The organism is Streptomyces sp. TRM64462, from assembly GCF_013362995.1.
Classification (GTDB): domain Bacteria; phylum Actinomycetota; class Actinomycetes; order Streptomycetales; family Streptomycetaceae; genus Streptomyces.
Genome location: NZ_JABWDV010000170.1, coordinates 1 through 15,842, shown reverse-complemented (window position 1 = coordinate 15,842; position 15,842 = coordinate 1). Strand labels below are relative to the sequence as shown.

At 72.0% G+C, this 15,842-nt stretch carries 11 protein-coding genes; 4 read left to right on the top strand and 7 right to left on the bottom strand.

Going from position 1 to position 15,842, the window contains the following annotated elements; genetic code table 11:
• Positions 1–98: 98 nt before the first annotated feature.
• Positions 99–806, bottom strand: a complete 708-nt coding sequence (locus HTZ82_RS07555; protein ID WP_175408517.1) for a hemolysin III family protein — start codon at positions 804–806, stop codon at positions 99–101.
• A 195-nt stretch (positions 807–1,001) separates the two neighbouring features.
• On the opposite strand from HTZ82_RS07555, the gene HTZ82_RS07550 reads away from it, so the two are divergent.
• Positions 1,002–2,825, top strand: coding sequence for a phosphoenolpyruvate carboxykinase (GTP) (locus HTZ82_RS07550; protein WP_175408516.1), 1,824 nt, complete (start codon positions 1,002–1,004; stop codon positions 2,823–2,825).
• Positions 2,826–2,985: 160 nt separating this feature from the next.
• Here HTZ82_RS07550 and HTZ82_RS07545 read toward each other — a convergent pair whose 3' ends face one another.
• Positions 2,986–3,378 (bottom strand): hypothetical protein, encoded by a 393-nt coding sequence (locus HTZ82_RS07545; RefSeq protein ID WP_175408515.1) that lies wholly within the window; start codon positions 3,376–3,378, stop codon positions 2,986–2,988.
• An 81-nt stretch (positions 3,379–3,459) separates the two neighbouring features.
• A complete protein-coding gene (locus HTZ82_RS07540) occupies positions 3,460–4,671 on the bottom strand; it encodes a pyridoxal phosphate-dependent aminotransferase (protein WP_175408514.1) in 1,212 nt (403 codons plus the stop codon).
• 213 nt (positions 4,672–4,884) lie between these two features.
• Here HTZ82_RS07540 and mptB point away from each other — a divergent pair, with 213 nt between their 5' ends.
• Positions 4,885–6,357: a polyprenol phosphomannose-dependent alpha 1,6 mannosyltransferase MptB gene (gene mptB, locus HTZ82_RS07535; protein WP_175408513.1), complete on the top strand. Its 1,473-nt coding sequence runs from the start codon at positions 4,885–4,887 to the stop codon at positions 6,355–6,357.
• A 40-nt stretch (positions 6,358–6,397) separates the two neighbouring features.
• Here the strand turns inward: mptB and HTZ82_RS07530 are convergent, their stop codons facing one another.
• The 3 genes from HTZ82_RS07530 to HTZ82_RS07520 form a co-directional block, all read right to left on the bottom strand.
• Positions 6,398–7,723, bottom strand: a complete 1,326-nt coding sequence (locus HTZ82_RS07530; RefSeq protein ID WP_175408512.1) for an alanine racemase — start codon at positions 7,721–7,723, stop codon at positions 6,398–6,400.
• Between the two features lie 110 nt (positions 7,724–7,833).
• Positions 7,834–9,999 (bottom strand): serine/threonine-protein kinase, encoded by a 2,166-nt coding sequence (locus HTZ82_RS31745; RefSeq protein WP_217623778.1) that lies wholly within the window; start codon positions 9,997–9,999, stop codon positions 7,834–7,836.
• 138 nt (positions 10,000–10,137) lie between these two features.
• Positions 10,138–11,502, bottom strand: coding sequence for a M14 family metallopeptidase (locus HTZ82_RS07520; protein ID WP_175408511.1), 1,365 nt, complete (start codon positions 11,500–11,502; stop codon positions 10,138–10,140).
• A 175-nt stretch (positions 11,503–11,677) separates the two neighbouring features.
• On the opposite strand from HTZ82_RS07520, the gene HTZ82_RS07515 reads away from it, so the two are divergent.
• Complete coding sequence (locus tag HTZ82_RS07515; protein WP_175408510.1) at positions 11,678–12,961, top strand: Nramp family divalent metal transporter; 1,284 nt, start codon at positions 11,678–11,680, stop codon at positions 12,959–12,961.
• Between the two features lie 22 nt (positions 12,962–12,983).
• Here the strand turns inward: HTZ82_RS07515 and HTZ82_RS07510 are convergent, their stop codons facing one another.
• Positions 12,984–14,678 (bottom strand): glycoside hydrolase family 18 protein, encoded by a 1,695-nt coding sequence (locus HTZ82_RS07510; protein ID WP_175408509.1) that lies wholly within the window; start codon positions 14,676–14,678, stop codon positions 12,984–12,986.
• 335 nt (positions 14,679–15,013) lie between these two features.
• On the opposite strand from HTZ82_RS07510, the gene HTZ82_RS07505 reads away from it, so the two are divergent.
• Positions 15,014–15,842: hypothetical protein (locus HTZ82_RS07505; RefSeq protein WP_175408508.1), on the top strand; the 829-nt coding region annotated here is incomplete at its 3' end.

Sequence of the window (15,842 nt, the reverse complement as noted above, 5' to 3'; positions counted from 1 at the left end):
TCGAAGAGCTTGGGGGAGCTCGTCCTCAAACGCCGGACGGGCTGAAAATCAGCCCCTCCGGCGTTTGAGGAGCGGGGGTTCGGGGGCAGAGCCCCCGATCACGAGTGCTGGTACGCCACCAGTGAGATGCCCACGTAGTGGACGACGAACGCCGCCAGCGTGAACGAGTGGAAGACCTCGTGGAAGCCGAACCACCGCGGTGACGGGTTCGGGCGTTTGAAGCCGTACACGACGCCGCCCGCGCTGTACAGCAGCCCGCCCACGATCACCAGGACCAGCACGGCGATCCCGCCGGTCCGCAGGAAGTCCGGCAGGAAGAACACCGCCGCCCAGCCCATCGCGATGTAGCACGGCGTGTACAGCCACCTCGGCGCACCGACCCAGAACACCCGGAACGCGATCCCCGCCGCCGCTGCGGCCCAGACGGCCCACAGGAGCACTCGCCCGGTGGAGTCGGGGAGCAGGAGCAGCGTCAGCGGGGTATAGGTGCCCGCGATGATGAGGAAGATATTCGCGTGGTCGAGCCGGCGCAGCAGAGCGGTGGCGCGCGGCCCCCAGTTCCCCCGGTGGTAGAGGGCGCTCACGCCGAAGAGCAGGCACGCCGTGATCACGTAGATCCCGCAGGCGATCCGGCCGCGCGTCGAGTCGGCGAGTGCCGTGAGGACGATGCCGGCTATGAGCACCGCGGGGAACATGCCCGCGTGCAGCCAGCCGCGCAGCCGCGGCTTGAAGGGGAGGTGCGACGTCGTCGTGTCGGTCGCGTCGGTCGCGTCGTCGGTCTCTTCGGGCGCGGCGGCGGCAGTCATGACGGAATGCTACCTACGCCCCCGTAGCACCGGGACGCGAGTGGTGATGCTCACGTGAGAGGCCCTCTGGACATATGCGCATTCGCGTCGGATGATCAAATGAGTGCGGTCGACACCGGATGAGCACACCCCGCAAGCATCCGGGTCGCGGCCCCCACGGGGCAACAACCACAAACCCCTCAACAAGGAGCAACCGTGGCGCGCAATGCGGCTCCCAGCACCCAGGCCCCGACGAATCACCAGGCGCTGGTCGCCTGGGTCGACGAGATCGCAGCGATCACGCAGCCCGACAGAGTCGTCTGGTGCGACGGCTCCGAGGCCGAGTACGAGCGCCTGTGCGAGGAGCTCGTGGCCAAGGGCACGTTCAGGAAGCTGGACCCGGTCAAGCGCCCGAACTCCTACTACGCCGCGTCGGACCCGACCGACGTGGCGCGCGTCGAGGACCGCACCTTCATCTGCTCCGAGAAGGAGGAGGACGCCGGCCCGACCAACCACTGGAAGGCGCCCGCCGAGATGCGGGAGATCTTCACGGGCGAGCAGGGTGTCTTCCGCGGCTCGATGCGCGGCCGGACGATGTACGTCGTCCCCTTCTGCATGGGCCCGCTGGGCTCGGACCTCTCCGCGATCGGCGTCGAGATCACCGACTCCGCCTATGTCGCGGTCTCCATGCGCACCATGACGCGTATGGGTCAGGCCGTCCTCGACGAGCTCGGCGACGACGGATTCTTCGTCCGCGCCGTCCACACCCTCGGTGCACCGCTGGAGCCGGGCCAGGCCGACGTGCCGTGGCCGTGCAACTCCACCAAGTACATCTCGCACTTCCCCGAGTCGCGCGAGATCTGGTCGTACGGCTCCGGCTACGGCGGCAACGCGCTGCTCGGCAAGAAGTGCTACGCGCTGCGCATCGCGTCCGTCATGGCGCGCGACGAGGGCTGGCTCGCGGAGCACATGCTCATCCTGAAACTGACCCCGCCGTCCGGTGAGGCCAAGTACGTCGCCGCCGCCTTCCCGTCCGCGTGCGGCAAGACGAACCTCGCGATGCTGGAGCCGACCATCTCCGGCTGGACCGTCGAGACCATCGGCGACGACATCGCCTGGATGCGGTTCGGCGAGGACGGCCGCCTCTACGCGATCAACCCGGAGGCCGGGTTCTTCGGCGTCGCGCCCGGCACCGGCGAGCACACCAACGCCAACGCCATGAAGACCCTGTGGGGCAACGCCGTCTTCACCAACGTCGCGCTGACCGACGACGGTGACGTGTGGTGGGAGGGCATGACCGAGAAGGCGCCGGACCACCTCACGGACTGGAAGGGCAACGACTGGACGCCCGAGTCCGGGACGCCCGCCGCCCACCCCAACGCCCGTTTCACCGTGCCCGCCTCGCAGTGCCCGATCATCGCCCCCGAGTGGGAGGACCCGAAGGGCGTGCCGATCTCCGCGATCCTCTTCGGCGGCCGCCGCGCCTCCGCGGTGCCGCTGGTCACGGAGTCGTTCGACTGGCAGCACGGTGTGTTCCTCGGCGCGAACGTCGCGTCCGAGAAGACCGCGGCCGCCGAGGGCAAGGTCGGAGAGCTGCGCCGCGACCCGTTCGCGATGCTGCCGTTCTGCGGCTACAACATGGGCGACTACATGGCCCACTGGGTCAAGGTCGGCAAGAACGCTGATCAGTCGAAGCTGCCGAAGATCTACTACGTGAACTGGTTCCGCAAGAACGACGCGGGCAAGTTCGTCTGGCCCGGCTTCGGTGAGAACAGCCGTGTCCTGAAGTGGATCGTGGAGCGCCTGGAGGGCAAGGCCGAGGGCGTGGAGACGCCGATCGGCATCCTGCCGACCCGGGACGCCCTGGACACCGACGGCCTCGAACTGGCCGCCGACGACCTGGACTTCCTGCTGAAGGTCGACACCGAGGTGTGGCGCGAGGAGGCCGCCCTGATCCCCGACCACCTGAACACCTTCGGCGACCACACGCCGAAGGAGCTGTGGGACGAGTACCGGGCGCTGGTCGAGCGCCTGGGCTGAGTCTCCGAGGCGTACGCCTCACCGGGACCCGCGGCCGGTCCGTACCGACCCTGCCCTGACCTGTGGAGTCATCCCGGCCGGCCGCGGACGAACGGCCCCCGGAGCGACATCGGCGTCGCTCCGGGGGTCTTTGCCGTAGGGGCCCTGTCGCCGAACGGGCTCAGGGGGCGCCGACCAGGTGGTCCTCGCCCAGAGCGGCGGCGTGCGCGTCCATCCGCTCGGCGGCGAGGATCGCGACGGCGGTGTCGGCGCGGGAGGCCGCGACGACGAGAGCGCGCCCCGCGAGGGCGTGGGCGCGCTGGTGCAGCGCGGCGGTGCCGGCGCCGGTCAGTCCGGCGTGCCGCGCGGGCGGGGCGCCGCGCAGCCGTGCCACCTGCCGGGCGATGCGCTCGGCGGCCGCGTCGTCACCGAGTTCGTCCGTGACGGCGAGCAGCGCGGCGAGGTGCCCGGCGAGCTGGATGTCCAGCTCCTCCTCGCGGGAGCGGTGCGGGAACGGTTCCCGGTCGTCGTCGGCCATCCGGTGGACCGACTTGGTGCGGATCGGTTCGTACATGAGGACGGCCTCCTGCTCACTGACAGGAGACCATCCTACCTTGGATTCAGTCTAAAGTTGAGTCCGTCCCAGGTGACCGGCTCAGTGCTGGCTGTAACCGTCCAGGAAGGCGCCGATCCGGGTCACCGCGTCCGCCAGGTCCTTGGCGTTGGGGAGCGTCACGATGCGGAAGTGGTCCGGCTCGTGCCAGTTGAACCCCGTGCCGTGCACGACCATGATCTTCTCGGCCCGCAGCAGGTCGAGGACCATCTGCCGGTCGTCCTTGATCTTGTAGACGGCCGGGTCGAGGCGCGGGAAGAGGTACAGCGCGCCCTTCGGCTTCACACAGCTCACGCCCGGGATCTCGACGAGCTTCTCGTACGCCGCGTCCCGCTGCTCCAGGAGCCTGCCGCCCGGGGCGACGAGCGCCTCGATGGACTGGCGGCCCTGGAGGGCGGCCGCGATGGCGTGCTGCGCCGGCATGTTGGCGCACAGCCGCATGTTGGCGAGGATCGTCAGGCCCTCGATGTACGACGAGGCGTGCGCCTTCGGACCGCAGACCGCGAGCCAGCCGCTGCGGTAGCCGGCGACCCGGTAGTTCTTGGACATGCCGTTGAAGGTGAGGCACAGCAGGTCCGGGGCGACGGCGCTGGTGGGCGTGTGCGTGGCGCCGTCGTAGAGGATCTTGTCGTAGATCTCGTCGGAGCAGACGACGAGGTTGTGGCGGCGGGCGATCTCGGTGAGACCGCGCAGCATCTCGTCGTCGTAGACGGCACCCGTCGGGTTGTTCGGGTTGATGATGACGAGCGCCTTGGTGCGGTCGGTGACCTTGCGCTCGATGTCGGCCAGGTCGGGCATCCAGTCGGACTGCTCGTCGCAGCGGTAGTGGACGGCCGTGCCGCCCGCGAGCGCCACCGACGCCGTCCACAGCGGATAGTCCGGGGCCGGCACCAGGACCTCGTCGCCGTCGTCGAGGAGGGCCTGCATGGCCATCTGGATCAGCTCGGAGACACCGTTGCCGATGTAGATGTCCTCGACGGAGAGCGGGATGCCCTTCGTCTCGTAGTGGCTCATCACGGCGCGGCGCGCCGACAGCAGGCCCTTCGCGTCGCCGTATCCGTGCGCGTCGCCGAGGTTGCGGAGCATGTCCTCGAGGATGGCGGGCGGGCACTCGAACCCGAACGCGGCCGGGTTGCCGGTGTTGAGCTTGAGGATACGGTGGCCCGCCGCCTCCAGCCGCATCGCCTCGTCGAGCACCGGGCCACGGATTTCGTAGCAGACGTTGGCGAGCTTCGTGGACTGGATGACCTGCATGTCCGCGAGCTTACGGGGGCGGCGGACACCCCGCCTCGTGTTTTGCACCACGTCCCGCGCGACCGACCCCGCACGGGAGGCCCTCCGATGGCCCGCTGAACAGGGCCCCGCCGGCTGCGGGCGGCTCCGCCGAACGGGGTGGCCGTGCAGGTGATGGGGTGAGTCTGTGACCCGGGGCCGGTGGGCGCCGGCGCCCGGGTAGGTTGGCTGGTCATGTGGTCGTTGAGCGTCGCCGGCTGTCGTCGGCTCGGGGTGGTCGGTTCGCTCGCCGTGGCACTCGGCGGCTGGGCCGCGGGAACGCTGCCGGACCGTGACCCATGGGGCCTCTGGCTGCCCCGCGGGCCACGCGCGTTCGAAGCGGGCGTCCTGCTCGCCTACGCCGGTCTGACGCTCCTGGTCATCGCCTGGTGGCGGTACGGCAGGCTGATCACCGAGCGTCCCGCGGCCGTCCGCGTCCGCGACACGCTCACCACCCTCGGCTGGTGGGCGGCGCCCCTCCTCCTCGCCCCGCCGCTCTACAGCGCCGACGTGTACAGCTACATCGCCCAGGGCGCCATGGTCCTGGAGGGGCACGATGTGTACGGCGCCGGGCCTTCCGTGCTGCACCCCGGCGGGATCGGCGGGGACGCCGCCGCGAGCGTCGGCGGGCACTGGACCGACACGCCCGCCCCGTACGGGCCGTTCTTCCTCCTCGTCGCCGAAGGCGTCACCCGGGCGACCGGCGGGCAGATCGTGCCCGCCGTCCTCGGGATGCGGCTCATCGCCGTCGCCGCGCTCGGGCTCGCCGTGTGGGCGCTGCTGCGGCTCGCCCCGCGCGGGGCGCGGACCGGCGCGCTCTGGCTCGGCGCCCTCAACCCGCTCATGCTGGTCCACGTCGTCGGCGGCGTACACAACGACGGCCTCATGGTCGCCCTGCTCCTCGCGGGCGCCGCGCTCGCGCTGCGCGGCCGCCGCTGGATCGCGGGCAGCGCGCTCGTCGGCCTCGCCATGATGGTGAAGTCACCGGCCGCGCTCGGCCTCCTCTTCATCGGCGTGGTCGTCGGCCGCGAGACCGCGGGACCGCCGATACGGCGCGTCGCCAAGGCCCTCCTCGGGCCCGGCGCCGTCGCCGCGGCGGTCGCGGTCGCCGCGACCCTCGTCAGCGGCACCGGCTTCGGCTGGCTGCGCACCCAGAGCGTCGCCGGCAGCATCCACACCGCGCTGTCCTTCACCAGCGACCTCGGCCTGGCACTCGGCCGCTGGATGCAGTACTTCTCGGGCACCCACCCGGACCCCGTCAAACGCGCCATCCAGGCCATGGGCCTCACCCTGGCCCTCGTCCTCATCGCGTACCTCGCCGCCCACGTGGCCCGCGGCCTCCTCGACCCGGTCAAGGCGCTCGGCGTGTCCCTGCTGGTCCTGGTCGCGCTGTCCCCGGTCGTGCAGCCCTGGTACCTCCTGTGGGGCGCCCCGCTCCTCGCCGCCACCACCTGGACCGGCCGCACCGCCCGCGGGGTCGCCGTCCTGTCGGCCGCGTTCGTCTTCGTCACGGCGCCCGACGGCCGCACCCCCGCCTACGCCTTCGCCCTGGCCGCCGTCGCCGGAGCGACCGCCGCCTACCTCATGTGGCGCGGCGACAGCGCCCCGGCCACCGCCCGCGTCCCAGGACCGCGCCGCGCGGACGAACGCGTCACCGCCGTCACCTGACGCCCCCCGACCCCGTGCCGCCGACGTCGGTGGGGCCGCCTCAGAAGAACGTCCGGATGTAGTCGCCCGCCGTGCCGTCCGCGTCCACCACCGGGATCAGCGGCCACTTCTCGAACACCGTGCACGGGTGCGCGAGACCCAGCGCCACCCAGTCGCCGACCTCCACGTCCGCGCCGCCCGGCTCGATCCGCAGCCACGCGTGCTGGTCCGACAGCGCGGTCACCGTCAGGCCCGTCGCCGGGCGCGTCGTACCGCCCTCGTACGCGCGCACGAGCTGCGGCTCCGGGAGCTTCAGGTCGTACGACACGTCCCGCTTGCCCGCGTTGAGGAACGCCTCGCCGGGCGTCGGCTTCGACACCACCTGCGCCCACAGCCGGAACGCCGGCTCCAGGCCGCCCTCCTCCGGGACGCGGTTGAACGGCGTCAGCCGCTCGTAGTGGCCGTGGTCGTGCGAGACGTACGCGCCCGAGCGGAGCAGCTTCAGCGCGGGCGCGGAGAGCGGCGGCAGCTCCGCGAAGACCTCCGCGACCGAGTCGAACCACTCGCTGCCGCCCGCGCTCACCACGATCTCGTCCGCGTCCCCGAACCGCCCCGCCTTGTCCAGCTCCACCGCCAGGCCGGTCAGCCGCCGCAGCCACGCCCGTACGGTGCCGGGGCTCGCGCCCGGGACCTGCGCCTCGTAGCCGGCGACCCCGACGAGCCGCAGCGTCGCCGTGCGGGTCACCGCCTCGGCGACCTCCACGGCCTCCGCGTCCGTCCGCACGCCCGTCCGCGCGCTGTCGCCCGCGCCCAGCTCCACGACCACGTCCACGGGGCGGGACGGCGCGGCCGCGCCGGTCAGCGCCCGGTCCATCAGCTCGACGCCGCGCACCGAGTCGACGTAGCAGACGAACCGGAACTCCGGGTCGGCCGCCAGCTCCGCCGCGACCCAGCGCAGGGCTGTGGCGTCCACCAGCTCGTTCGCCAGAAACACCCGCCGCACGCCGAACGCCCTGCACACCCGCACCTGGTGCGGGACGGCGACCGTGATGCCCCAGGCCCCGTACGCGAGCTGACGGGCGAAGAGCTGCGGCGCCATCGTCGTCTTGCCGTGCGGCGCGAACGCCAGGCCGTGGCGCTCCGCGTACGCCTCCAGCTGGGCCAGGTTGTGCTCCAGGGCCTCGGCGGAGAGGGTCAGGACCGGGGTCGTGAAGCCGCCCGTGAAGAGGTCGCGCCGCTGCGCGGCCAGCTCACCGATCGTCAGTCCCTCCGCGTCCGGCGGCAGGCCCTTGAAGCGGTGGTCGACGCGCTCCTCCGCGAGGCGGGCGGCGAGGGCGGCCGCTCGGCCGATGGCCCCGCCGGTGGGTTCCTGCTGGTCGGCGGCCATGGGCCTGCTCCACTCCTGTTGCGTTGCGAAGGTCGCTCGGTGATGTCTAACACCTGTCCGATATCCGGTCAACGTCCGAGCGACGGGCACACCAGCGACCCCGCGCCGCGTCAGGCGAACTTGGCGCAGACCACGCTCTTGCCGCCGTTCACCGTCCAGTAGAAGAAGCGGCTGTTGTCGTTGGTGCAGTTCACACGGCCGGACGGCTTCCGGTAGTAGCCGGTGATCTGGAGGATGTGGGTGCGGCCCTTCGGCACCTTCGTGGCGGAGCAGTCCCACAGCACCATCAGATTGGCGTTGGCCCGCCGGTAGCCGTCCTCGACGGTGGCCGGGAAGCACTGCCCCGCGCGGAACTTGCGGGACACGCACAGCACCGTCCGCACCCCGTCGGCCGAGGAGTGCGACCAGCGGCTGCGGCCCGCCCCGGTGGAGCACCTCGACGACGTGGACGCCGTACGGGTCACCAGGAGGTACGCGCTCGCCGATGTGCAGTCGACACGGGTGGGGTAGGTCTTGCTCCAGCGGCCCCACCCGTTGTCGTACACGTCCAGGCAGTGACCGGCCCGTACGGCGCGGAACGCCCGGTCGGCGGTGGTGAGCCTGGGGGTACGGGGCTTGCGGTCGGTGTGCGTGCCGCCGCTGCTGCTACTCGAACTGCTCGAACTGCTGGAGCTGCTGGAGCTGGAGCTGCTCGAACCGCCCGTGCTGCTCGAACCGCCGGAACCCCCGCTGCCGCCGCTCGACCCGCTGGTGCTGCTGCCGCCACTGCTGGTGAGGCCGCCGCTGGTGAGGCCGCTGCTGCTGCCCGTTCCGGTGCCCCGGACCGTGGACGAGCCCTTGTTCTTCTTCTCCTCGCACTGGGCGATGAGGACCAGGCCCAGGATCACGGCGAGCGCCACGAACCATCCGCTCAGCCCGCCGCCCTTCTTGGCGCCGCCGCCGCTCCCGGTGGCGGGCGTGGCCGTCGGGCGGGACGCGGCCCGTGAAGCCGCCTGGGCCTGCGCCCGGGCCGCCGCCTTCGCGGCGCGTTCCCGTTCCGCACGCGCGCGCCGCTCCCGCGCCTTCCGTTCGCGCTCGGCCTGCTCCCGGGCCTTCTGCTCCCGCTTGGCGCGCTCCTGGGCCAGCTTCTCCTGGACCTCCTTGAGCTGCTGGGCCCGCTGGCGCTCGGCCCGCTCGCGCTCGGCCCGTTCCCGTTCCTGCGTGTACACGCGCGTCGGGTCCGGCGGCGGAACGGCACCGGCACCGGCACCGCCTCCCGCGCCCGGCCCGGCCCCCGCCCGGTGCGCCACCGTCGGCGCCTCGGGGTCCGCGGGCGCGGCCTGCTGCGCCCAGGCGCGGCCCTGGCTCGCGTACCCCTCGATCTGCTCCGTCCAGCGCGGCGGCAGCCACCGCGTACCGCTGCGCGACGCCGGCAGCCCGGCCAGCCCGGCGAGGAACCGTTCCAGGACCTCGGCCGGCGCCGGCCTGGCGTCCGGCTCGACGGCCAGGCACGGGCGGATCAGGGGCACCAGTTCCTTCGGCAGCCCCGTGAGGTCGAGGTCGCCGCGCGACACCCGGACCAGCAGCCGCAGCGTGTCCTCGCCCTCCGGGTAGGGCGGCCGCCCCACCGCCAGGTGGAACAGCGTGGCGCCCAGCGAGTACATGTCGGACGCCGCCGTCGACGTCTCGCCGCGCGCCTGCTCGGGCGACGTGAACGCGATCGTGCCGAGCGTGATCGTGGTCCGCGTGATGTCCGACGCGTGCGAGATGCCGAAGTCGATGAGCCGGGGCCCGTCCAGCGGCAGCAGGATGTTCTGCGGCTTCACGTCCCGGTGCACGATGTCCTGCCCGTGCAGGGCGTCCAGGGCCTGCGCCGTGCCCGCCGCGATCCAGCGGATCGCCGACGCCGGCAGCCGCCCGGCGGTGCCGACGAGCTGGGCCAGCGACGGGGCCGCGATGTACTGGATGGCCATCCACGGCGACGGCGCCTGCGCGTCCGCGGCCACCACCTTCGCCGTGTACGCGTTGTCGACGCGCTGCGCGAGCGTCACCTCGCGGGCGAACCTGCGCCGGTCGGGCGCGCTCACCTCGCCCTCGGCCAGCAGCGTCTTGACCGCCACCAGCGGCTCACCGAGCCGGACCCGGCCCAGGTAGATGCGTCCCATGCCGCCCGAGCCGAGCCGCCCGAGCAGTTCGTACGGTCCGAGCCGCGCCGGGTCGTCGCCGCTCAGCGGTAAAAGCCGTGCCCCTGTCCCTGCCCCTGCCCCTGCTCCTGCTCCTGAGCCTGCCCCCGACATGCCGCCGACCCCCTCACGCGGTGCCCCGCCAGCAGGGTAGCGGCCAACTCTCGTGTATACAGCCGCTCTTACGTCACCGCGGTGACACGGGCACCCGTGCCACCGCGGGAAGGGCCCGTGAACGGACCGGGCAGGGCGTCAGGAGCCGGATGAGCAGTACTGCTGCTCCTTGCCGATCGAGCGGTACATGCAGTCCGCGTTCTCCACGAGCTGGAGCACCGCGTCCCGGTTGCGGGCGGTCTCGCGCTCGATCACCTCGTCGGGCGGGTAGAAGCCGCCGCCCCACGAGCTGCTCGGATACATCTCGAACGTGTAGCCGAAGATCTTCTGGTCGCCCCACAGCCAGTCGTCGATCGACCCGTCCGTGATGTACAGGTCGCTGGACTGCTCCGGTGTGTAGCCGTTGCTCGCGGCCATCTTGCGGCCGACGGCGGCGAACGCGTCCCGGTCGTCCCGGGTCATGCCGGGCGCCGTGTCGGCGTAGGTGTAGCCGAACGGCCAGAGGATCAGCTCGCTGTACGTGTGGAAGTCGATGGCCGCCTTGATCTGCTGCTCTCCGCCGACGACGCGCGAGCGCACGAAGTCCGCGACAAGCTTCACCTCGGGCGCCGACTCGGGTGCGGAGCCGCGGTAGGTGGCGGAGCCGTAGGAGCCGGAGGAGCCGCCGCAGCAGCCCCACTTGTAGTCCCAGTTGCGGTTCATGTCGGTGCCGACGTACGACGAGCCGGGGTTGGGCTGCCGGTTCTTGCGCCAGCTGCGGTAGCTGCCGGACGCGATGTCGTACTCGCCGCCGTCCGGGTTGAGGTCGGGCACGATCCAGATCTCCCGGCCGTCGACCGCGGCGGTGATGCGGGAGTCGGAGCCGTACCCGGCGCCGAACTCGCGCAGCAGGTAGAGGGCCATCTCGACGGTGAGGTGCTCGCGGGCGTGCTGGTGGTGCGTGAACAGCACCTCGGGCTCGTTCTCGTCCGTGGCCACGTTGTCGCTGATCTTGATGGCGACGATGTCGCGGCCCTGGTAGGACTTGCCGATCACGCGCTTGCTCATGATGTCCGGGTACTGCCGGAGCCGCTGGTCGATCTCCGCGGTCATCTCCGCGTAGGTGTGGTAGCGGGAGTCGGCCGGCGGGAAGTCGGCCGGGGAGAGGGCCGTCTTGCCGTTCGAGCGGTCCGGCGGCCCGGGCAGGGCCTCCAGTGCGTGGCCGAGGGCGCGCAGCCGCCTGGCCTGTTCGGCGTTGGCGCTGACGACGACCGCGTGGTCGTCGGCCTCGTCGATGGACACGCCGGTGGCGGCGATGGCGGCGCGCTCGGCGGGTGTGGAGGGGCCGTGGATCTCGTACTGCCGGATGACCTCCTCGCCGGCGGCGGCTCGGGCGGCGGCGGATGCGGGGCCGGGCGCGGGCGCGGGGGCGGCGGTGGCCGCGGCGGTGAGCGGTGTCACGACGGCCAGCGCGAGCACGGCCGCGAGGGTGACGGACCGTCTGCCGGGAAAGCGTGGGCGCATGCTGTCTCCTGAGTGGGGGTAGGGGGGTGTCCCCCGTGTGGGCAGAATGCGGGGGTGGCATGACCCCGTCAAGAATGCACTTCGGTCACGGCCTTGAGCCCTACCTCTTGCGCGATCACCGCACACCCGCTTTCGTGACGTGCGCACGAGTGGACGATGAGAAGGCGGACAGCTCATGGCAGACACCGCGGACACCGGCACGGGGCAGGGAACTCCCGCACTCCGCAAGGCGAGCTGGCGGTACATCGGCCCCGGCATCGTCGTCGCGGCGACCGGCGTGGGCGCGGGCGACCTCGTGGCCACGCTGGTCGCGGGCGGCAGATTCGGCTACACGCTGCTCTGGGCCGCCGTGATCGGCTGCCTCATCAAGATCTCCCTCGCGGAGGCGGCCGGCCGCTGGCACCTCGCCACCGGCCGCACCCTCTTCGACGGCTGGCGCGGCCTCGGCCCGTGGACGACGGTCTACTTCGCCGGATACGTCGTCGTCTGGGGCTTCGTCTACGGCGCCGCCGCCATGTCGTCCAGCGCCCTGCCGCTGGCCGCGCTGTTCCCGGACGCCATGGGGCTGAAGTGGTGGGCGATCCTGTGCGGCCTGGCGGGCCTGGCGTTCGTCTGGTTCAACCGGTACGCCGTGCTGGAGAAGGCCATGACGATCCTCGTCGGGGTCATGTTCCTGGTCACCGTGTACCTCGCCGTACGGGTCACCCCGAACCTGCCGGACGCGTTCGCCGGCCTGGTGCCGGTCCTGCCGGAGGGCTCCCTCGTCTACACGCTCGGGCTCATCGGCGGCGTCGGCGGCACGATCACCCTCGCCGCGTACGGCTACTGGGTGAACGCCAAGGGATGGCGGGACGCCGGCTGGATGAAGGTCATGCGCCTCGACAACCGGGTCGCGTACCTCACCACCGGCATTTTCGTGGTCGCCATGCTGATCGTCGGCGCCGAGCTGCTGCACTCCTCCGGCATCGCGCTCGCCAAGGGCGACAGGGGCCTGATCGACCTCGGCGCGGTCCTGGAGGACCAGTACGGGGCGGTCACCGCCAAGCTGTTCCTGATCGGCTTCTTCGCGGCCTCCTTCACGTCCCTGCTCGGGGTGTGGCATGGCGTGAGCCTGATGTTCGCGGACTTCGTGGCGCGCTTCCGCAAGGCGGGCGGCGGCGCGTCAGGGGAGGGGGCTCCCGCCGAGAAGTCCCTCCCCTTCCGCGCGTACCTGCTGTGGCTGACGTTCCCGCCCATGGCCCTGCTGTTCCTGGACAAGCCGTTCGGCCTGGTCATCGTCTACGGCGTGGTCGGCGCGTTCTTCATGCCGTTCCTCGCGCTGACCCTGCTGTGGCTGCTCAACTCGTCCCGGACGCCCGCCGAGTGGCGCAACGGGTGGCTCAGCAACGGGATGCTGGGCGCGGCGGGCGTCCTGTTCCTCGTCCTGTGCGTCGAACAGGTCCGCGAACTGCCCTGGTGAGGGCGGAGCGCGGCCCCAGGCCCTACGGCAGGTTGTGGACGTGCGGGCCGACCGCGTCGGACCAGGCGTTGCCGGCCGTCGCGTCCCAGTTCGTCGACCAGGTCATGGCGCCGCGCAGTGACGGCCAGGTCCGCGACGGCTTGAAGGAGCCGCAGCCGGTGCCCCGGGTCAGGCAGTCCAGGGCGTTCTTGACGACCGACGGGTCGACGTAGCCGCTGCCCGCGCCGCGCGGCGACGCCGGGACGCCCAGGCCGACCTGCGACGGGTCGAGGCCGTTCTGCAGCTGGATGCAGGCCAGCGCGGTCAGGAAGTCCACGGACCCCTGCGCGTAGACCTTGCCGTCGCACCCCAGCATCGAACCGCTGTTGTAGTACTGCATGTTGACCACCGTGAGGATGTCCTTCACGGCGAGCGCGGTCTTGAAGTACTCCGTGCCGGTGTTCTGCATGTCGATGGTCTGCGGCGCCATCGTCAGCACCATGCCCGGGCCCGCCTTCGCCGAGAGCTGGCGCAGCGCCTTCGTCAGGTAGGTGGAGTTGATGCCGTGCTCCAGGTCGATGTCGACGCCGTCGAAGCCGTACTCCCGCATCAGGGCGTACGCGCTGTCCGCGAAGGCCGTGGCCGACGCGTCGCTGTTGATGGTGACGTTGCCCTTTTCACCGCCCACCGAGATGATCACGGACTTGCCCGCGGCCTTCTTCGCGGCGATGTCCGCCTTGAAGTCCGCGACCGAGGCGTAGCCGACGGCCGGGTCGAGGTTGAAGACGATCTGTCCCGGCGTGGCCGTCGAGTCCGCGAACGAGACGGCGATGATGTCGTACTGCGCCTGCACGTCCCGCAGCTTCTGCACCCTGGCGCCGTTGTCGAAGTTCTGCCAGTAACCGGTCACCGCGTGCTTCGGCACGTTCGGGTTCGGGTCCGTGCCGCCGGGGGCGGTGCGGGCGGTGACGGCCGCGGACCTGGCCGACTCGCCCGCGGCGTTGTGGGCCGAGACCTGGAAGCCGTACGAGGTGTCGGCGGTGAGTCCGGTCACGGTGGCCGACGTGCCGGACACCGACTGGACGCGGGTGCCGTCCCGGTACACGTGGTAGCCGGCGGCCCCGCTCACCGGGCTCCAGCTCAGCGCCACGGACGAGGAGGTGACGGCCCCGGCGGCCAGACCGGACGGGGGCGCGGGTACGACCGGGTCGGGGTCGCCGTCGCCGCCGCCGTCGGGTCCGAAGACCGAGACGTCGTCGGCGTGGTAGGCGGCCTGCCCGTACCAGCCGTGCGTGTAGACGGTGACGGACGTGGTGGACGGGCCCGTCCTGAAGCTCGTGCTGAGCTGCTGCCAGCCGGTCGAGCCGGGCGTCCAGGTGGACACGTCGGTGGTGCCGGTGCCGCTCGCGCCCAGGTAGGCGTAGCCGCCCTGGACCCAGGCGCTCAGCTGGTACGTCGAGTCGGGCAGGACGGCCACGGTCTGGGAGCACTTGGCGTGGTCGAGCCCGGCGGGTGTGGCCTTCAGGGCGGCGGCTCCGCCGTGGACGGGGGACGTGACGGTGGTGCCGCTGTTCGCGGAGCACGTCCAGCCGGTGAGGCCGGACTCGAAGCCGGCGTTCCTGGCGACGTTGCGGTCCTCCGCGGCCTGCGCGGTGCCGGTGCCGGTGCCGCCGGCGAGGACGAGCCCGGCGCCCACGGCCAGGGCCAGCGGCCCGGCGAGCGTTCTGGTGCGGTGCACTTGCTGCCTCCGGTGGGGGAGTGGGGGAGTGGGGGAGTGGGGAGGAGGTGCTGGTGCCCGAACAAGTTGGTCCAGACCAATCCTCTTGTCAAGGGAGGGCGGCCCGGAAGGCGCCAGGAGCCGGGACGGAAGTCAACTCCTGTACCGTTCGCCCTATTTGAGTCCCGTACCGTCGGCACACGGTCCACCACAAGGAGTCCGAAAGCGGTTCTCCAGCCCCTTCCCCGCCGATAAAGTGCGGGTCAGGAGTGAGCACGGAGCAGCGCAACAGGCATCGCAGCAATCCACTGCGATGCGCCGGGGAACACCGGTGGCCGGAGCGAACGGGGAACCACGTGCCGACTGCGATCGCCGTCACCAGTGCCGACCTGGTGCTACCGCCGACCGACCACCACACGCCCCCCGCCGCCGTCCTCGCACACCCCGACGCCCAGCCCCTGGACGCCGCGCTCGTCGCCCTGCACACGCTCGTCGAGCAGCACGGCCACGTCGTCGCCCTCTACCCGGCCGCGACCCCGCCCGCCCATGTGCGGCGGCTGCACACGGTCCGGGCCCTGCTGGAGAGCGACCGCGTCGCGCTGCTCCCGCTGGACCTGCCGCCGCTCGGCACCGCCGTACTCGCCCGCCAGCTCCGCCAGTTGTCCGTCTGCGACTTCGGGCCCGGCGTGCTGGCGTCGGCCGCCCGGCTGCTGTCGCACTACGTCCACACCGGCGCCGTACTGCACTCGGTAGCCCGCCTCGACCGCGTCCCCGTGAGCCTCAAGGCGCACGCCAAGTCGTGGGTGCCCGGCTCCCAGTTCGCCGTCCTCGCGCACCCGGAGCCCCGGCTGATCCGGCTCGGGGCTCCGGGCGCCGAGCCGTTCGAGGGGCCCGGGTTCGCCACCCGTATGGTCGTCGCGCGCGGCCAGTCCGCCGCCGACTGGATCACCCGCACCCTCGCCCCCGCGTGGCGGGTCGTCGGCGTGGACGAGGCCGCGCTGCCCGCCGGGTCGTCCGCGTGGTGGGGCACCGGCAAGCTGGTCGAGTTCGCCGCGTTCCTGCCCGACCTGGCGGTGCTGCACCAGCTCGTCGCGTCGGTACGGCGCGAGGCGTGCGCCTGGTGCGGGATCGAACTGATCGGTGACCGCTGCGGTTTCTGCGCCGCCCCGCTCGCGCCCCCCGCGC